The organism is Pseudomonas sp. (assembly GCF_032058845.1).
In the GTDB taxonomy this organism is placed as follows: Bacteria; Pseudomonadota; Gammaproteobacteria; order Pseudomonadales; family Pseudomonadaceae; genus Aquipseudomonas.
On the sequence record NZ_DAMCCR010000035.1, the window covers coordinates 18127 to 36036 of the forward strand.

A 17910-nucleotide genomic window follows, 5' to 3' on the forward strand; every position below is an offset into this window, starting at 1 on the left:
GCCATCACGCCGACCCCTCGTTCCGCCCGCCGCGCAATTAATGAACCCCCGCGTACTCGCACGGTCGCATTTCACGAATCATTTGCGCGCAAACAAGGAGCGAGCATGACGGTAATGCGTCCGTTGATGGTCGTGTGCCTGGGCCTGGCATTCACGCTCACCGGCTGTGAAAAAGAGCCAGAAAGCCCAGTGCTGCCCCGCGTCGGGGTCTTGTGCGTCGAACCGCAGAATTTTGCAGCGTCAGTGGTGCTCACCGGTGACGTGCAGGCGCGCGTGCAGACCGATCTGTCATTTCGCGTCGGCGGCAAGATCATTTCCCGCAGCGTCGATGTGGGCGACCACGTCAAGGCTGGCCAGGTGCTGGCCCGGCTCGATCCCAAAGACTTGAAGAACAACGTCGAATCGGCCAAGGCTGAAGTGTTCGCGGCCCAGGCGCGCGTCTCGCAAACAGCCGCAGCGTTCGTGCGTCAGGAAAAACTGCTGCCCAAGGGCTATACCAGTCGCAGTGAATACGATGCCGCCCAGGCTGCCCTGCGCGGCAACCAGAGCGGCTTGAAAGCGGCCCAGGCGCAATTGGCCAATGCCAACGAACAATTGAGCTATACCGCGCTGGTTTCTGACACCGATGGCGTCATCACCCAGCGCCAGGCCGAGGTCGGCCAGGTGGTGCAGGCGACCATGCCGATCTTCCGCCTGGCCGCCGATGGCGACCGCGACGCGGTGTTCAACGTCTACGAGTCCCTGTTGATGAACCCGGCCAGCAACGAAAGCCTGACGGTGCACCTGCTGGAAAACCCCAGCGTGCAGGCGCAAGGCGCGGTGCGTGAAGTGACGCCGACCGTGTCCGCGCAAAGCGGCACGGTACAGGTCAAGGTGGCGCTGCGCGATGTGCCGGCGGCCATGCCCCTTGGCGCACCTGTGACCACCAACGCCAGCGGTCAGGGCCAGCCCAGCATCGAGCTGCCATGGTCGGCGCTGAGCAAGACCCTGCGAGCGCCTGCAGTGTGGATCGTCGGCGACGGCGACAAGGTCGAGCTGCGTCCGGTACGCATCGCCCGTTACCTGACCGGCAAGGTCATCATCAGCAGCGGCATCAAGCCCGGAGAAACCGTGGTCATCAACGGTGCGCAACTGCTGCACCCTGGCATGCAGATCGAACAGGTCGCGGCCAAGGACGGAGGGGCGTTGCCATGAAGCGCGTGTTGTTGATGCTTGCCAGTGCCTGCCTGTTGGCCGGTTGTGGGCATGACGAAGAAAAGCCCGAACCCATACGCCCGGTGCTGTCGACTGTGGTCGATCAGCAGTCCCAGGCGCAGTTGGGCCGTTTCGCTGGCAGCATCCAGGCGCGCTACGAAAGCACCCTGGGCTTTCGCGTATCAGGCCGCATCGCTCGCCGTTGGGTCGATGTCGGTACCTCGGTAAAGGCCGGCGATACCCTCGCTACCCTCGATCCGACCGATCAGCAGAACCAGCTGCGCGCCGCCGAAGGCGACCTGGCGCGCGTGCAGGCCCAGCAGATCAACGCCCAGGCCAACGCCGGCCGACAGCAACAGCTGTATGACCGGGGCGTCGGCGCCCAGGCGCAGCTGGACATCGCCCAGACCGACCTGAAAACCGCCAACGCCTCCATGGCCCAGGCGCAGTCGTCGGTCAGCCAGGCCCGTGATCAATTGGGCTACAGCGTACTCAAAGCCGATAACGCTGCGGTGGTGACCGCTTGGCACGTCGAGGCCGGGCAAACGGTCAGCGTTGGCCAGGAGGTCGTCACCCTGGCCCGTCCCGATGTCAAAGAAGCGGTCATCGACCTGCCGATTGCCCTGGCCGACCAGCTCACCCCGGCCATGACCCTCACGGTCGCCTCGCAGCTCAACCCCCAGCTCAGCACCACTGCCAGCCTGCGCGAGCTCGAGCCCCAGGCCGATGCCACTACCCGTACGCGCCGCGCCCGCCTGAGCCTGACGTCCACGCCACCTGGCTTCAACCTTGGCACCTCGGTCAGCGTCAGCCTGACCTCACCGGTCAGCGCGCGCAGCGATCTGCCGCTCACTGCCTTGCTCGAGCGTGATGGCAAGGCCCAGGTGTGGGTGGTCGATCCGCAGCAGAAAACGGTCAACCTGCGCGACGTCACCGTGATCGAGCGCAGCGAAACGCGCGTGGTGCTGGGCGCTGGCCTGCAACCGGGCGATCGGGTGGTGATCGCCGGCGCCAACAGTCTCAAGCCAGGCCAGAAGGTCACGTTCGACGAGGAAACACGATGAAAGGCGGCTTCAACCTCTCTGAATGGGCGCTGCGCCATCAGTCGTTCGTCTGGTACCTGATGTTCGTCGGCCTGCTGATGGGGGTGTTCTCCTACTTCAACCTTGGCCGTGAAGAGGACCCGTCGTTCACCATCAAGACCATGGTCATCCAGACCCGCTGGCCCGGCGCGACCCAGGACGAAACCCTTTATCAGGTCACCGACCGCATCGAGAAGAAACTCGAAGAACTCGACTCGCTCGACTACGTGAAGAGCTACACCCGCCCCGGCGAGTCGACGATCATGGTGTTCCTGCGTGACACCACCAAGGCTGGCGACATCCCGCAGATCTGGTACCAGGTGCGCAAGAAGGTCCAGGATATCCGCGGCCAGTTCCCGCAAGGCATCCAGGGGCCGTCGTTCAACGACGAGTTCGGTGATGTGTATGGGTCGATCTACGCCTTCACTGCCGATGGCCTGAGCATGCGTCAGCTGCGCGACTACGTCGAGCAGGTGCGTGCCGAGGTGCGCGAGGTGGCCAACATCGGCAAGGTCGAAGTGGTCGGCACGCAGGATGAAGTGCTCTACCTCAACTTCTCGGTGCGCAAGCTGGCCGCCCTTGGCATCGATCAGCGCCAGGTCATGCAGGCGCTGCAATCACAGAACAAAGTCACCCCGGCCGGTGTGATCGAAGCCGGCCCGGAGCGCATTTCCGTGCGCACCACTGGCCAGTTCGCATCGGAAAAAGACCTGCAGAACGTCAATCTGCGCATCAACGACCGCTTCTTCCGCCTGGCCGACATCGCCACCATCGAGCGTGGCTACGTCGACCCGCCCGCGCCCATGTTCCGTTACAACGGCCAGCCGGCGATCGGCCTGGCCATTGGCATGCAGAAGGGCGGCAACGTCCAGGAGTTCGGTGAACAGCTGAAGGTGAAGATGGACGAGGTCACCGGTGAGCTGCCGGTCGGCGTCGGCGTGCACAGCGTGTCGGAACAGGCGGCCGTGGTGAAGAAGGCCGTCGGCGGCTTTACCAGTGCGCTGTTCGAGGCGGTGATCATCGTGCTGGTGGTCAGCTTCATCAGCCTGGGCGTGCGTGCGGGGCTGGTGGTGGCCTGCTCGATCCCGCTGGTGCTGGCGATGGTCTTCGTGTTCATGGAGTACAGCGGCATCACCATGCAGCGGATCTCCCTGGGCGCGCTGATCATTGCCCTGGGCCTGCTGGTAGACGATGCCATGATCACCGTCGAGGTGATGGTCACCCGGCTGGAGGCGGGTGACAGCAAGGAGGAGGCTGCGACCTTTGCCTACAAGTCCACCGCCTTCCCCATGCTGACCGGCACCTTGGTGACGGTGGCAGGGTTCGTACCGATCGGCCTGAACGCGAGCTCGGCGGGCGAATACACGTTCACGCTGTTCGCGGTCATCGCCGTGGCGCTGCTGGTGTCGTGGGTCGTGGCGGTGTTCTTCGCGCCGGTACTGGGCGTGCACATTCTCAGCGACCGCAACGTGAAGAACCACGAGAGCAAGCCCGGCCGGGTGGCGCGTGCGTTCGAGCACGGCCTGCTGTGGAGCATGCGCCACCGCTGGCTGACGGTGATCGGCACGGTGGTGCTGTTTGCGTTGGCGGTATTCGGCATGCGTTTCGTGCAGAACCAGTTTTTCCCGTCTTCAGACCGACCGGAAATTCTCGTCGACCTCAACCTGCCACAGAACGCGTCGATCGAAGAAACCCGTCGCACCGTCGACCGGCTTGAAGCCACGCTCAGGGACGACAAGGACATCGACCACTGGAGCACCTACATCGGCCAGGGTGCCATCCGCTTCTACCTGCCGCTGGACCAGCAGTTGCAGAATCCCTATTACGCGCAACTGGTGATCGTCAGCACCGGCCTGGAGCAGCGCGGCGAACTCATTGCACGGCTCAAGGAGCGCCTGCGCAAAGACTTCGTCGGCATCGGCAGCAACGTGCAGTCGCTGGAAATGGGGCCGCCCGTGGGCCGGCCGATCCAGTACCGCGTCAGCGGCAAGGACATCGACCAGGTCCGCCGTCACGCCATTGACCTGGCCACGGTGCTCGACGCCAACCCCAACATCGGCGACATGATTTTCGACTGGAACGAGCCGGGCAAGGTGCTGCGCGTCGACATCGCCCAAGACAAGGCCCGCCAGCTGGGGCTGTCGTCCGAAGACGTGGCCAACGTGATGAACAGCATCGTCAGCGGCGCGCCGGTGACCCAGGTGAACGACGAGATCTACCTGATCGATGTGGTGGCGCGCGCCCAGGACAGCGAACGCGGCTCGCCCGACACGCTGCAGAACCTGCAGATCGTCACCCCCAATGGCACTTCGATTCCGCTGCTGGCCTTCGCCACGGTGCGCTATGAAATGGAGCAGCCGCTGGTGTGGCGCCGCGACCGCAAACCGACCATCACCCTCAAGGCTTCAGTACATGGCGACATGCAGCCCACCGACCTGGTGGCGCAGCTGAAACCGAAGATCACGGAATTTGCCGACAAGCTGCCGAGCGGTTACGACGTGGCAGTGGGCGGCACGGTGGAGGAGAGCGGCAAGGCCCAGGGGCCGATCGCCAAGGTGATTCCGCTGATGCTGTTCCTCATGGCGACCTTCCTGATGATCCAGCTGCACAGCGTGCAGAAGCTGTTCCTGGTGATCAGCGTGGCGCCGCTGGGCCTGATCGGCGTGGTGCTGGCGCTGGTGCCCACCGGTACGCCCATGGGCTTCGTGGCGATCCTCGGGGTGCTGGCGCTGATCGGCATCATCATCCGCAACTCGGTGATCCTGGTGACCCAGATCGATGTCTACGAGGCCGAAGGCTACGCCCCATGGGACGCCGTGGTGGAAGCCACCAACCACCGCCGCCGGCCGATCCTGCTGACCGCCGCAGCGGCCAGCCTGGGCATGATCCCCATCGCCCGCGAAGTGTTCTGGGGCCCGATGGCCTACGCCATGATCGGCGGCATCATCAGCGCCACGCTGCTGACGCTGCTGTTCCTGCCGGCGCTGTACGTGGCCTGGTACAAGATTCGTGAGCCGCAGAAGGATGGGGCTGAGTGATGGGTATGGGCCCTTCGGGTGAGCACTGAAGGTGCCCTCGTTCTGAGGTGATCGCACAGCACGGGTGGCTGGATTTCAACTACGTGTGAGCGAAACGAAGGAGCCGTCAGGCTCCTTCGTTACACAGGCTGGGCGGAAAGCTTCACACCCAGTGCATTCATCTCCTTGACGAGGGTGTCGTACCTGGGCTTGGTGTCGGGTGGCCGCGCAGAGAACGCTTGTGCGACGTTAGTTGCGAAAGATCACGAAGCGGTCCTGATGGCGGCAATCGCACTTTATCGGGGAAGTACGCATCGCTTGAGTCAGGCCGGCTGCGCCGTCCATCGCGACTAAAGTCGCTCCTACTCCGATCGCATGATGCTGCTGGGCTCTCTCAGGCTGACCCCGATTCGTGGCCCACCCCTTGTAGGAGCGACTTCAGTCGCGATGGACGGCGCAGCCGGCCCAGTGCAGGCAACCCTGGTTCAGCGGGCAGAACTCGCCCGACTAGTCCCTTGAATCGGAAGTGAATGAACGACAGGTTTTACAAAAAAATATTCCAATCAACAATTTATGATCATTTCCAGGCGTCCGCATGCCACAAGGCACCGCATGCACTTTCACCGGCTCGCATTAGGCCGGCCTGTCCAGCGTGACAGAAGAATGACGCGATTCCGATGCCTTAAAAAGTTATATAAAAATTCCTAAATATTCTTTTTAAGAATATTCCACCCTCATTACTATTGCCCTCACGCCAGGCGCAATATCCCCTTCGACGATGCCCGGCACCTCATTACTGGAGAACGAGCATGAGTGCCAACCTGCGCAGCATCGACGCACAAGACGAAGCCACCCTTCTGCGGGAAATCCAGAACGCGTTGCGCAATCTGCGCTTTGGCGCGGTGGAGATCACCGTGCACAACGCGCAGGTGGTGCAGATCGAGCGCAAGGAAAAATTCCGCCTGCAGCAGCCCGGCACCAAGCCCGGTTGACGCCGCTGTTTCGCCTCTCAAAAAAAATGCCAATCGGGAGCTTCACCATGTCCATCCGCCGTTTCGCGCTGGCAGCCATCGCCAGCGCCGTGTTTGCCGGTTCCGCCGTTGCCAAGGATTACGAACTGCTCAACGTGTCCTACGATCCCACCCGCGAGCTGTACCAGCAGTACAACGCTGAATTCATCAAGCATTGGCAGCAGACCCACCCCGACGACAAGGTGAAGATCCAGCAGTCCCATGGCGGCTCGGGCAAGCAGGGCCGGGCGGTGATCGATGGGCTGCGCGCCGACGTGGTGACCCTGGCCCTGGCCGGTGACATCGACGAAATCGCCAAGCTCGGCAAGACGCTGCCGGAGAACTGGCAGACCCGCCTGCCTGACGCCAGCACGCCGTACACCTCGACCATCGTGTTCCTGGTGCGCAAGGGCAACCCCAAAGGCATCAAGGACTGGGGCGACCTGGTCAAGAAAGACGTCTCGGTCATCACGCCCAATCCCAAGACCTCCGGTGGCGCCCGCTGGAACTTCCTCGCCGCCTGGGCCTATGGCCTGAAGAGCGGTGGCAGCGAAGACAAGGCCAAGGCCTACGTGCAGGAGCTGTTCAAGCACGTGCCGGTGCTCGATACCGGCGCGCGTGGCTCGACCATCACCTTCGTCAACAATGGTCAGGGTGACGTGTTGTTGGCCTGGGAAAACGAGGCATTTCTGGCGCTGAAGGAAGACGGCGGCGCTGACAAGTTCGACATCGTCGTGCCGTCGCTGTCGATCCTGGCCGAACCGCCGGTGGCCGTGGTCGACAAGAATGCCGAGAAGAAGGGCAATACCGAAATCGCCACCGAATACCTCAAGCACCTGTACAGCCCGGCAGGTCAAAAAATCGCAGCCGAAAACTTCTACCGTCCACGTGACGAGAACGTCGCGGCCGAGTATGCCAAGCAGTTCCCGACACTCGACCTGGTGACCATCGACAAGGACTTCGGCGGCTGGAAAACTGCGCAGCCCAAGTTTTTCAATGACGGCGGTGTGTTCGACCAGATCTACCAGGCGCAATAATTCGGTGGTTCACCCTGCCGGGCTTGATCTGCAAGGTCTTGGCGTACGATCAGTCAGCGTTGAACACAGCAGCGCCTGATCTTTGCGTCAGCACTTCTGACTCAGGGCCTGGCAACACCCTTCAGTAGCCTGCACCGGCCCGGAATCGACTCCGGGCCTCGTGCGTTCAACCAGGGACTTTTATGTCGCGACGTATTTCCCCCGTCATACCCGGCTTCGGGCTGACGCTGGGTTACACCTTGGTGTACCTCAGTCTGATCGTGCTGATACCGCTGTCGGCCATGTTCATCCATGCTTCGCAGCTGACCTGGGAGCAATTCTGGGCCATCGTCACCGCGCCACGTGTGATCGCTGCGCTCAAGCTCAGCTTTGGCACCGCGTTGCTCGCGGCCATCCTCAATGGCCTGATCGGCACCCTGCTGGCCTGGGTGCTGGTGCGCTACACCTTCCCCGGGCGCAAGGTCATCGACGCGATGATCGACCTGCCCTTCGCCTTGCCCACGGCCGTGGCGGGTATTGCCCTGACGGCGCTGTATGCGCCCAATGGCTGGGTCGGGCAGTTCGCCACCGACCTGGGCTTCAAAATCGCCTACACCCCCATCGGCATTACCCTGGCACTGACTTTCGTCACCCTGCCGTTCGTGGTGCGCACGGTGCAGCCGGTGCTGGCCGACATTCCCCGCGAAGTGGAAGAAGCCGCCGCCTGCCTGGGCGCCAAACCCTTGCAGGTGTTTCGCCATGTGCTGGCGCCAGCACTGCTGCCGGCCTGGCTGACCGGCTTCGCGCTGGCCTTTGCGCGGGGTGTGGGCGAATACGGCTCGGTGATTTTCATCGCCGGTAACATGCCGATGAAAACCGAAATCCTGCCGCTGCTGATCATGGTCAAGCTCGACCAGTACGACTACACCGGCGCCACGGCCATCGGCGTGCTCATGCTGGTGGTGTCCTTCATCCTGCTGCTGCTGATCAACCTGCTGCAGCGGCGCATCGAAACCCCATGAAGGAGGCCCTGGCTCATGTCTAGTTCATCCCTTGGCGCAACCGCCAGCGCCAATGCCGCCCGCCGCGGCAGTGCCACTGCGCGGCGCGTGCTGATCATTTCGGCGTGGCTGGTGTTTGCGCTGTTCCTGCTGCTGCCGCTGTTCATCGTTGTCTCACAGGCGTTGAAGAACGGCTTTGGCACGTTCTTCGAGGCCATCTTCGAGCCCGACGCCCTGGCCGCGTTGCAGCTGACCTTGCTGGCGGTGGTGATTTCCGTACCGCTGAACCTGGTGTTCGGCCTGAGCGCCGCGTGGTGCGTCAGCAAGTACACCTTCCGTGGCAAGAGCATCCTGGTGACGCTGATCGACCTGCCGTTCTCGGTCTCACCGGTGATCGCCGGTCTGGTCTATGTCCTGATGTTCGGTGCCCAGGGCCTGTTCGGGCCGTGGCTGCAGGACCACGACATCCAGATCGTGTTCGCCTTGCCGGGCATCGTGCTGGCGACCATCTTCGTCACGGTGCCGTTCGTGGCCCGCGAGCTGATCCCGCTGATGCAGGAACAGGGCACCCAGGAAGAAGAAGCCGCGCGCTTGCTTGGCGCCAATGGCTGGCAGATGTTCTGGCACGTGACCCTGCCGAACATCAAATGGGGCCTGATCTACGGCGTGGTGCTGTGCACGGCGCGCGCCATGGGCGAGTTCGGCGCGGTGTCGGTGGTGTCCGGGCACATCCGCGGCGTCACCAACACGCTGCCGCTGCACGTCGAGATCCTCTACAACGAATACAACCATGTCGCGGCCTTCAGCGTGGCCAGCTTGCTGCTGATCCTGGCGCTGTTCATCCTGCTGCTCAAGCAGTGGAGCGAATCCCGCATTAACCGCCTGCGCCACACCGCAGCGGAGGACTGATAAATGTCGATCGAAGTTCGTAACGTCAGCAAGCGCTTCAACAGTTTCCAGGCCCTGAACGCCATCAACCTGGATATCCACAGCGGCGAGCTGGTCGCATTGCTCGGCCCGTCGGGCTGCGGCAAGACTACCCTGCTGCGCATCATCGCCGGTCTGGAAACCCCGGATCAGGGCAGTATCGTCTTCCACGGTGAAGATGTGTCCGGGCATGACGTGCGTGATCGCAACGTCGGTTTCGTGTTCCAGCACTACGCGCTGTTCCGCCACATGAGCGTGTTCGACAACGTCGCCTTTGGCCTGCGCATGAAGCCCAAGGGCGAGCGCCCCAACGAAAGCCAGATCGCGGCGAAGGTGCATGAGCTGTTGAACATGGTGCAGCTGGACTGGCTGGCCGATCGCTACCCGGAGCAATTGTCCGGTGGCCAGCGCCAGCGCATCGCCCTGGCCCGTGCCCTGGCGGTGGAGCCCAAGGTGCTGCTGCTCGACGAACCCTTCGGCGCGCTGGACGCCAAGGTGCGCAAGGAGCTGCGCCGCTGGCTGGCGCGGCTGCACGAGGACATCAACCTGACCTCGGTCTTCGTCACCCACGACCAGGAAGAAGCCATGGAAGTGGCCGACCGCATCGTGGTGATGAACAAGGGCGTGATCGAGCAGATCGGCTCGCCAGGCGAGGTGTACGAAAAGCCTGCCAACGACTTCGTCTACCACTTCCTCGGCGACTCCAACCGTCTTAGCCTCAGTGAAGGGCAGCATGTGCTGTTCCGCCCGCACGAGGTGTCGTTGTCGCGCCATGAAACCGAAGGTCATCATGCGGCAGAGGTGCGTGATATCCGCCCGCTTGGCGCGACCACACGGATCACCCTGAAAGTGGAGGGGCAGAGCGAGCTGATCGAGGCCGAGGTGGTCAAGGATCACGACAGTCTCACGGGATTGGCCCGTGGGGAAACCTTGTTCTTCCGGCCCAAGGTCTGGCAGCAGGTGCAGGATGTCTGAAGCGGTCTGGCGGGCTACCGCCGCTCTGTAGCGGCGGTCGCCGGCGGCCACAAGCGGTCTGGCTTGCACGCTGTTCAGGACTGACCGCTCATCGTGCAATGACAGCGCAGCCATTCCCGCCGGGGCCATCGAGGCCCCGGCGTTCTTTTGGCGCTCGCTGATCGATGACAGCAAGGATTTCGTCTCGCCGCAGAATCTGCTTCACTGGCTGGCCTCTTGCCCAAGGATGACCGCGGCCATGACCACCCTTCAGCGCAATCACTTCAGCCATTCCCACCCGATCCTCACCCGCCCGCATGACAACGACCTGCACGGTCATGTGTCCGGCGCCACCGTGCACGGTTACTTCGAGACCGCATTGCAGGCGTTTCTGCTGCAGGAAGCCGGTCTTGACCTGCGCGAAGGGCCACTGGCGGTGTTCGTGGTCAGTTCATCCGCCGATTTCTTTGCGTTGCCAGGCTTTCCCGACATGCTCGAAGTGGCGGTGGGCGTGAGTCGCCTGGCCGGCAGCACGGTGGAGTACCAGCTCGGTCTGTTCCGCCCCGGCGAGCCGGAACCCTGCGCGGTGGGGCGGGTAGTCCAAGTGTTCGTCGAGCGCAACAGTGGGCGTCCAGCCGGGCTGCCGGACACCTTGCAGCAGGCCTTGGCGGCGCTGCAGTTGCCCTTGCAGGCATGAAAAAGGCCCTGTCCGTGGAACAGGGCCTGCTTCGATGCGACTCGCCTGCCGACTCAGCGGTGGTGGCGGTGATGGCCTGGGCCGGGGTGCTTGCGGTGACCGTAGTGACGGCCCCGGTCATGTGGGCGGCGGTCGTCGTAGCCGCGGCGGGCGCGACGGTCGTCACGGTCGGCCTCGTTGCCCATGTAGTTGCCCAGGGCACCGCCTGCACCACCGCCCGCGGCAGCGCCGATCAGGCTGCCGGTGCTGCCGCCGACCTGGCGACCGATCACGTTGCCACCGGCTGCGCCCAGGCCGCCACCGATTGCCGCTTCACCGCGCTGGCGCTTGTCTGCACCCACCGCGCTGCCGGCTGCACCGCCCAGGCCTGCACCGATGGCAGAACCTGTGCTACCGCCCATGGACTGGCCGACCACTGAGCCGAGTACCCCGCCCAGTGCGCCGCCGATACCCGCTTCAGTATTACCGCCCGCCAAGGCGGCGCCGCTGAGGAGACCGAGGGACAACAAAAGCATTGAGGTGTACTTCTTCATCGATAGCGTCTCGTAGGGATGACGGGGCGAATGTGCCGCCCGCCAGCGAGGCTGGCAATGCAAATCCGACGAATAGCACGCAAGCTAACGAAATCTGTAACCTGTTGTTTTCGCTATGAAACTTTGTTCGAAAACGCGTGTCTTACGCTACTTGAGAAAAAGCCCCGGCCGTTGCGGTTGGGGCTTTTTCGTTTGGTGCGCGACGCTCAGCGCCGGTGCCGGAGATGAGAGAGCGGCAGGCAAGTGTATTGACTTCCAAAAGCGATGCGTCCAAGCCTCTGCGGCTGATCCTGTGCCTAGGATTTCGGCAGGTTTTCGTTTTTCTCACAGGAAGCCTCAGCTCATTCATTGCCCACGAGGGTACCGGCCGCACGGGGCATGAGCTCTCCTGCCTTTTCAGCAGGTATCTTGGCGCTTTTTTGATGTTCAAGACCGCACCCTGGCAGCGTTATCTTGGCGATGCGAGCAGAAAAGTACCTGTCGAATGGCTCCAGCTCCGAATACTCGTCAGGTGCAAGCGACAATGCCGTCAGTCGTCCAATCAGGCCACAGATCCAGTCAGCGCACTGGATGGTCTGGAACAGGTGACTTTCGGCTTGGATAGGCGGCTCGATCAACGATCGGCATTTTTCCGAGGCATCCTCGAACATGGCCAGTGTGCAAACCTCCACGTTCGTCTCCCGCCACTCGTTGCCAGCACGTTGTTCGTCCAGCATGAGCATGAACGTCGACTTGCTCTGAGCGCAGTACCTGTCGATCTTGCGTACCGATTGCAGAAGCTGCCGCTTGAACGTCTCGGTCGAATCATGAGCCGCAGGGTCGTTAGTCTTGTGCTCTCCCGTGTAAAACAGGTGCCCGCCTACTTTTTCAATGTGGTTCAAGAGACGAAAGGTAGTACGACGCAACTGTTCGTACTTGACGACATTTCGAAGGGCATAAAGCTGAGAGCCTTTTTTCTCCCACTGATACGCCGGTAAATGTTTCGGATTGTCGTTGGCCAGGTCATACGCTAGAAGCTGGCATTTTGCTTTATAGAAATAGATCGCAAACTCTCGGATTTCAGTGGCAGGCAGGACCAGTCCGGCAAACCCGAAAGCCGGATGTGTTTTGTACTTGGGATGATTGCGAGACACATACTGGCCGACGTGCCCAAACTCGTCCAAGTACGCGACATAGTGCGTCATCGCTACCGGATTCCTTGCTCCAGAAACACGAAAACCCGCAGCTTTCGCTAGGCGGGTCTCGGAAGGTAGGCACGAAAGTAAGCTCTCATGCGTTAGATGCGATGATACGCAGGGTGGCAAAGGTGTCAACTTGCCTGGCGGAAAAAAGGACGCTTCAGTGATGCAAGATGATTCTTGCGGGCATTACCTCTGCGTCTTCAAATTAGCGTGTGTTGAGACTCCAGATGCCATGACCTGGCACCGGTATGTCACCCGATCAGATGATCCGCCCGTTATCCCGCGCACGCTCCAGCTTGATCGCGACCAACTTCGAGGTGGGCGTGTGGCTGCCGTCGCCGATGCTGTCCAGGGGCACCAGTGGGTTGACCTCGGGGTAGTAGGCCGCCGCTTGGCCCGCCGGGATGTCGAACGCCAGCAGGGTGAAACCGTGCACACGGCGTACGTGTTTGTCGCCCCACAGTGAAACGATGTCGATCTTCTGCCCCGGCTGGAAGCCCAGGCGGATGATGTCGGCTTCGTTGACGAAGAGCACGTCGCGCTGACCGCGCACGCCGCGGTAGCGGTCGTCCATGCCATAGATGGTGGTGTTGTACTGATCGTGGGAGCGCATCGACTGCATCACCAAGTCAGGCACCTGCCCACTGGCGAGCACGCGTGGGTCGATCAGGCTGTCGGGCAGCAGGTTGGCCTTGAAGTTGGCGCGGCCATTGCTGGTGGCCCATTGCCGCCTGCCGGCGCTGTTGCCCAGGTAGAAGCCACCGGGGTTTTTCAAGCGCACGTTGAAATCGGTGAAGCCGGGAATGGTGTCGGCGATCAGGTCGCGGATGCGGTCGTAGTCGGCCACCACCCACTGCCAGTCCAGCGGTTTCTTGCCCAGGGTCGCGGCGGCGATGCCGGCGATCACCGCAGGCTCGGAGCGCATCTGCCGCGACAGGGCCTTGAGCTGGCCGTTGGAGGCGTGAACCATGCTGAACGAGTCTTCCACGGTCACCGCCTGCGGGCCTTCGCGCTGCAGGTCGATGTCGGTACGGCCCAGGCATGGCAGGATCAGCGCGTGCTTGCCATGCAGCAGGTGGCTACGGTTGAGCTTGGTGCTGATCTGCACGGTCAGGTCGCAGTTCTGCAGGGCCTGCGCCGTGCGGTCTGTGTCGGGGGTGGCCTGGGCGAAGTTGCCGCCCAGTGCGATGAACACCTTCGAGCGACCTTCGAGCATGGCGTGAATCGCCTCGACCACGTTGTGGCCGTTGTGGCGGGGCACCTGGAAGCCGAAACGCTGCTCGATCGAATCGAGCAGCGCCGTCGATGGGCGCTCGTTGATGCCCATGGTACGGTCGCCCTGCACGTTGCTGTGACCGCGCACCGGGCACAGGCCCGCGCCCGGCACGCCAATGTTGCCGCGCAGCATCTGCAGGTTGACCAGCTCCTGCAGGGTCGGCACCGAGTGGCGGTGCTGGGTCAGGCCCATCGCCCAGCACATGATCACGCGCTTGCCACGGCAGTACATGCGCGCGGCCAGCTCGATGTCCTCCAGCGTCAGGCCCGATTGCGCCTGGATGTGCTCCCACGGCGTCGCATCGACCACCGCCAGGTACTCGTCGAGCCCATGGCCATGCTCGGCGATGAAGGCGTGGTCGAAGATCGCCGGCTCGCCCTTGGCCTGAGCTTCACGTTCCCACTGCAAGGTGAACTTGGCCATGCCGCGCATCAGCGCCATGTCGCCACCCAGGGCCGGGCGGAAGAACGCGGTATTGGTCGGTTTGTCGCTGTTGGTGAGCATTTCCAGCATGTGCTGCGGGTGCTGGAAGCGCTCCAGGCCACGCTCCTTGAGCGGGTTGATGCAGACCACCTGGGCACCGCGTTTGACCGCATCGCGCAGCGGGTCGAGCATGCGTGGGTGGTTGGTGCCGGGGTTCTGACCCCAGACGAAGATCGCGTCGGCGTGCTCGAAGTCGTCGTAGGTGACCGTGCCCTTGCCGACGCCAACGCTCTGCCCCAGTGCCACGCCACTGGCTTCGTGGCACATGTTCGAGCAGTCAGGGAAGTTGTTGGTGCCGTAGGCGCGTACGAACAGCTGGTACAGGTACGCCGCCTCGTTGCTGGCCCGGCCCGAGGTGTAGAACTCGGCCTGATCAGGGCTCTCCAGACCATTGAGGTGCTGGGCGATGAGGGCGAAGGCGCCATCCCAATCGATGGGTTTGTAGCGGTCGCTGGCCGCATCGTAGACCATCGGCTCGGTCAGGCGGCCCTGGTATTCGAGCCAGTAGTCGCTTTGCTCGCGCAACGCGCTGACGCTGTAGCGGGCGAAGAACGCGGCATCGACGCGGCGCTTGGTGGCTTCCCAGTTGACCGCCTTGGCGCCGTTCTCGCAGAACTTCACCATGCCGCTTTCCGGGGAATCGCCCCAGGCGCAACCGGGGCAGTCGAAGCCGCCGTTCTGGTTGGTCTTGAGCATCGCGCGCAGGTTCTTCAGCGCGTTGTCGCTGCCGATCCAGGCCTTGGTCACGCTGATCAGCGCGCCCCATCCGCCGGCAGGGCCGGGATAGGGCTTGTAGCGCGGGCTGGAAGCGGGGGCGTTGTCGGGCATTTTCTGATGCGAACTCACGGCTTATTACTCCGACGCGGGGCTGTAGACCCGCGGTGCACTGTGTTTGGGCAAATGAATCAGGTTCAGGTTGTGCTTGCGTGCCCATTGCAGGGCAAGACCGGTGGGCGCCGAGAGGCTGACCAGGGTCTGGATACCGGCGCGCAGGACTTTCTGGATCAGTTCCAGGCTGCAGCGGCTGGTGACGATGGCCAGGCCACCGGTCGCGTCGGTGCGCTGGCGCAGCAGGGCGCCGATCAGCTTGTCCAGAGCGTTGTGCCGGCCGATGTCTTCACGGCCCATCAGCAGTTCGCCGTTGCGGTCCATGAACAGCGCGGCGTGGACGGCCCCGCAGTGCTGGCCCAGCGGCTGAAAGGCATCGATGCGCTGGCGCAGGTCGATCAGCCAGTGCGCGGGCGGCAGGGCCGCACCGGGCAGCACGTCGAGGTCAGGCAGCGCCTGCTCCAGGGCCTCGACGCCACACAGGCCGCAACCACTGGTGCCGGCCAACTGGCGACGCTGATCCTTGAGCTTCCAGAACGCGCGGCTCGCGATCTCGACGTCGGCGTACATCGCCGAGCCGCTGCCGGAAAGCTTGATGTCGTAGATGTCGTCGGTGCTGGCCACCAGGCCGCTGCCAATGCTGAAGCCGACCACGAAGTCGTCCAGATCGGTGGGGCTGACCAGCATGACCGCCTGGTTCAGGCCGTTGTAGGCGATGGCCAGCGCCACCTCTTCAGCCAGCGGCGTGGACGCACGCTCGCGATCGCTGAGCTGGACGTAGTCATAAAGGTTGCTGGCGGCAGGCAATGAGAGCGAGGTGGATGCCGCGCAGACCGGAGGTTTGCTGTTCATCAAGGCGGATCACCAGGGTTGTATACGCGTTCTAGCCTATGCCCCTGGGCAACACACGTCTAATCGCTTGATTCGATACGCTGATAGACCGCGTCGATCAGTCGCACCCTGGCTGACGTTGTGCCGGTCCTGATGACCTGACCCTTCTCGCTAGAGCGCCTCGACCAGGGCTTTGACCTGCTCCTGCCGTTCCCGTTGATCGAGCCTCGCGCCGGGGTTCAGGCTCGACCACTGCGGATGCGCGCGCGCTTTGTGCAAGGCACTGGGCAGTTTGCCTTCGCGCCAGGCTTTCTCGGCGGGCGGCGGCAGTTCGATGCTGCCCATCGCCGCGTGGCCCCTGGCATCGAGTACCTGCATCAACTGCTGCTGACGCAAGGCCAGCAGGCGCAGCACATTGTCATCGACGGTCAGTTCGCGATGGCCCTTGAGTTTGCCCATCAGCCGCGCGCCGTAGCTGCGCGCCGTTTGCAGCGCACCCCCGGCGATGGCGCCGGCCAGTGCTGCCGCGCCCAGGGTCAGGCCGCCCACGAGCAGATCGACACCCGCCCCGGCCGCTGCGCCTGCTGCAACGCCGCTGCCCACCCGCACGCCCAGCTGGCGCAGGGTCTCGGGGTTGAACAGGTCATCGCCCCAGCGGCCATCGAGCAACGGCACGTCATCGGCGGCGGCGTCTTCGCGGCGGAAGGGGGACAGCGACAACAGCGCCTCGACGCAGCGCTGTTCCCGTTGGCGCACGTCCTGGCGCAAGGCCGACATGGCCTGCGCCTGGGCGGCGGGCTCGCTGTCGACGCTCCGCCGACAGGCCGCGCAATCGATCAACAGCTCCGCAATCAGGCGCTTGCCATTGGCATGCCGGGCCAACCGTTGCACCTGCTGATCGGCGATCAGCCGCTGCAAGGCCGGGCGGGCGTTTTCCAGCAGCAGGGCGAGGCTGTCGTACAAGCGCTGCTCGCCATCCTGCGGTGGCGCCACGCTGTCGAAGCGCACCAGCGCATGCAAGCCCAGACGCGCCAGGGCCTCGCGCCACTGCGCTTCACGGTGCTGCTCGCTGGCGACGAAGTTGAGCACCGGCAGCAAGGGCTTGCCGCAGCTGGCCAGCACTTCAAGCTCATCGCGGTACTTGGCCAGCACCGGCTCGCGGGCATCGATCACGTACAGGCCGGCGTCGCTCGCCAGCAGCTGGCGCAGCACCTTGGCTTCCTGTTCGAAGCGCTGACGCGCTTCGCTGCCTTGCAGAAACCGTTGCAGCCGCGCCGGCCCATCAAGGCGCTCACCCGGGCGCTCCAGCCGCTCCAGATGCTCCAGCAGGGCGATGGCATCTTCCAGCCCAGGCGTGTCGTACAGTTCAAGCAGTGACTCGCCATCCACCGACAGCCGGGCACCTTCCACATGGCGGGTGGTGCTGGGGCGATGCGAGACCTCGCCAAACGCGACGTCACGGGTCAGGGTGCGCAGCAGGGAGGTCTTGCCGACGTTGGTGTGGCCGACCAGGGCCAGTCTCAGGGGCTCGGTCATGGCAGTGCTCCAGATTGGTCGAGGTGGGCGGCAGTGAGGGGTGAAGGCAGTGGCGGGAGCTGGACTGATGAGGCGCACGCGGCTCGATCAAGCGATGGGTCAATCCTGCAGTGGATGGCGTGCGCGGGCGCGAGTCTCAGCGCTTCAGTCATGACCGTGCTCCAACCACGTCACAGGCAGGCTGTCGCTGTGTGCCAGGCCCAGGCGTTCAAGCGCTTCATGCCAGTCACCCAAGCGGGCGGGTTCCAGGCGTTCGCCCGGCACCGCCGGCAGCAGCCAGATGCGCGTGGCGCCGGCATTGCGCGCCAGTTCCGCGAGCAGCGCCAGGCTGCCGCGGTCGGGCG

General features: G+C 63.4%; 15 protein-coding genes. 9 read left to right on the forward strand and 6 right to left on the reverse strand.

The window, feature by feature from the left end:
- The first annotated feature begins 105 nt into the window (after positions 1-105).
- The 9 genes from RT028_RS09125 (at position 106) to RT028_RS09165 (ending at position 10898) form a co-directional block, all read left to right on the forward strand.
- Positions 106-1194 carry an efflux RND transporter periplasmic adaptor subunit gene (locus tag RT028_RS09125; RefSeq protein WP_312934390.1) on the forward strand — a complete coding sequence of 363 codons (1089 nt, stop codon included), beginning with the start codon at positions 106-108 and terminating at the stop codon, positions 1192-1194.
- Positions 1191-2258, forward strand: a complete 1068-nt coding sequence (locus RT028_RS09130) for an efflux RND transporter periplasmic adaptor subunit (RefSeq protein ID WP_312934391.1) — start codon at positions 1191-1193, stop codon at positions 2256-2258. The genes RT028_RS09125 and RT028_RS09130 overlap by 4 nt, the downstream gene beginning before the upstream one ends.
- The gene (locus RT028_RS09135) at positions 2255-5314 is read left to right on the forward strand and encodes an efflux RND transporter permease subunit (RefSeq protein ID WP_312934392.1); all 3060 of its coding nucleotides are present in this window, start codon (positions 2255-2257) and stop codon (positions 5312-5314) included. Before RT028_RS09130 ends, RT028_RS09135 begins: the two co-directional genes overlap by 4 nt.
- A 788-nt stretch (positions 5315-6102) precedes the next feature.
- Entirely contained in the window at positions 6103-6285 is a 183-nt protein-coding gene (gene oscA / locus RT028_RS09140; RefSeq protein WP_312934393.1) for a sulfur starvation response protein OscA, read from the forward strand.
- A 47-nt stretch (positions 6286-6332) separates the two neighbouring features.
- On the forward strand, positions 6333-7340 hold the full coding sequence (locus RT028_RS09145; protein ID WP_312934394.1) for a sulfate ABC transporter substrate-binding protein: 1008 nt from the start codon (positions 6333-6335) through the stop codon (positions 7338-7340).
- Positions 7341-7522: 182 nt separating this feature from the next.
- Positions 7523-8341, forward strand: coding sequence for a sulfate ABC transporter permease subunit CysT (gene cysT / locus RT028_RS09150; RefSeq protein WP_312934395.1), 819 nt, complete (start codon positions 7523-7525; stop codon positions 8339-8341).
- 15 nt (positions 8342-8356) lie between these two features.
- Entirely contained in the window at positions 8357-9229 is an 873-nt protein-coding gene (cysW, locus tag RT028_RS09155) for a sulfate ABC transporter permease subunit CysW (protein ID WP_312934396.1), read from the forward strand.
- A gap of 3 nt (positions 9230-9232) precedes the next feature.
- A complete protein-coding gene (locus RT028_RS09160) occupies positions 9233-10222 on the forward strand; it encodes a sulfate ABC transporter ATP-binding protein (protein WP_312934397.1) in 990 nt (329 codons plus the stop codon).
- A 238-nt stretch (positions 10223-10460) separates the two neighbouring features.
- The gene (locus RT028_RS09165; protein WP_312934398.1) at positions 10461-10898 is read left to right on the forward strand and encodes a thioesterase family protein; all 438 of its coding nucleotides are present in this window, start codon (positions 10461-10463) and stop codon (positions 10896-10898) included.
- Between the two features lie 53 nt (positions 10899-10951).
- Here RT028_RS09165 and RT028_RS09170 read toward each other — a convergent pair whose 3' ends face one another.
- From RT028_RS09170 to RT028_RS09195, 6 genes are all read right to left on the reverse strand, one after another.
- On the reverse strand, positions 10952-11431 hold the full coding sequence (locus tag RT028_RS09170; protein WP_312934399.1) for a glycine zipper domain-containing protein: 480 nt from the start codon (positions 11429-11431) through the stop codon (positions 10952-10954).
- Positions 11432-11772: 341 nt separating this feature from the next.
- Positions 11773-12615 carry a DUF3800 domain-containing protein gene (locus RT028_RS09175; RefSeq protein WP_312934400.1) on the reverse strand — a complete coding sequence of 281 codons (843 nt, stop codon included), beginning with the start codon at positions 12613-12615 and terminating at the stop codon, positions 11773-11775.
- A 256-nt stretch (positions 12616-12871) separates the two neighbouring features.
- Positions 12872-15199: an FdhF/YdeP family oxidoreductase gene (locus RT028_RS09180; protein ID WP_312934404.1), complete on the reverse strand. Its 2328-nt coding sequence runs from the start codon at positions 15197-15199 to the stop codon at positions 12872-12874.
- A gap of 24 nt (positions 15200-15223) precedes the next feature.
- Positions 15224-16051, reverse strand: coding sequence for a formate dehydrogenase accessory sulfurtransferase FdhD (fdhD, locus tag RT028_RS09185; RefSeq protein ID WP_312934401.1), 828 nt, complete (start codon positions 16049-16051; stop codon positions 15224-15226).
- A gap of 150 nt (positions 16052-16201) precedes the next feature.
- Complete coding sequence (locus tag RT028_RS09190; RefSeq protein ID WP_312934402.1) at positions 16202-17566, reverse strand: GTPase/DUF3482 domain-containing protein; 1365 nt, start codon at positions 17564-17566, stop codon at positions 16202-16204.
- A gap of 144 nt (positions 17567-17710) precedes the next feature.
- On the reverse strand, positions 17711-17910 hold a 200-nt coding region (locus RT028_RS09195), incomplete at its 5' end, for a DUF2868 domain-containing protein (protein WP_312934403.1).

Excerpts from the sequence above, each read along its gene's own strand:
- RT028_RS09135 (WP_312934392.1), top strand. The coding sequence starts at position 2,255 with ATGAAAGGCGGCTTCAACCTCTCTGAATGGGCGCTGCGCCATCAGTCG.
- RT028_RS09125 (WP_312934390.1), top strand. The coding sequence starts at position 106 with ATGACGGTAATGCGTCCGTTGATGGTCGTGTGCCTGGGCCTGGCATTC.
- RT028_RS09180 (WP_312934404.1), bottom strand. The coding sequence starts at position 15,199 with ATGCCCGACAACGCCCCCGCTTCCAGCCCGCGCTACAAGCCCTATCCC.
- RT028_RS09190 (WP_312934402.1), bottom strand. The coding sequence starts at position 17,566 with ATGACCGAGCCCCTGAGACTGGCCCTGGTCGGCCACACCAACGTCGGC.
- cysW (WP_312934396.1), top strand. The coding sequence starts at position 8,357 with ATGTCTAGTTCATCCCTTGGCGCAACCGCCAGCGCCAATGCCGCCCGC.
- RT028_RS09165 (WP_312934398.1), top strand. The coding sequence starts at position 10,461 with ATGACCACCCTTCAGCGCAATCACTTCAGCCATTCCCACCCGATCCTC.
- cysT (WP_312934395.1), top strand. The coding sequence starts at position 7,523 with ATGTCGCGACGTATTTCCCCCGTCATACCCGGCTTCGGGCTGACGCTG.
- RT028_RS09130 (WP_312934391.1), top strand. The coding sequence starts at position 1,191 with ATGAAGCGCGTGTTGTTGATGCTTGCCAGTGCCTGCCTGTTGGCCGGT.
- RT028_RS09170 (WP_312934399.1), bottom strand. The coding sequence starts at position 11,431 with ATGAAGAAGTACACCTCAATGCTTTTGTTGTCCCTCGGTCTCCTCAGC.
- RT028_RS09160 (WP_312934397.1), top strand. The coding sequence starts at position 9,233 with ATGTCGATCGAAGTTCGTAACGTCAGCAAGCGCTTCAACAGTTTCCAG.
- RT028_RS09145 (WP_312934394.1), top strand. The coding sequence starts at position 6,333 with ATGTCCATCCGCCGTTTCGCGCTGGCAGCCATCGCCAGCGCCGTGTTT.
- RT028_RS09175 (WP_312934400.1), bottom strand. The coding sequence starts at position 12,615 with ATGACGCACTATGTCGCGTACTTGGACGAGTTTGGGCACGTCGGCCAG.
- fdhD (WP_312934401.1), bottom strand. The coding sequence starts at position 16,051 with ATGAACAGCAAACCTCCGGTCTGCGCGGCATCCACCTCGCTCTCATTG.
- oscA (WP_312934393.1), top strand. The coding sequence starts at position 6,103 with ATGAGTGCCAACCTGCGCAGCATCGACGCACAAGACGAAGCCACCCTT.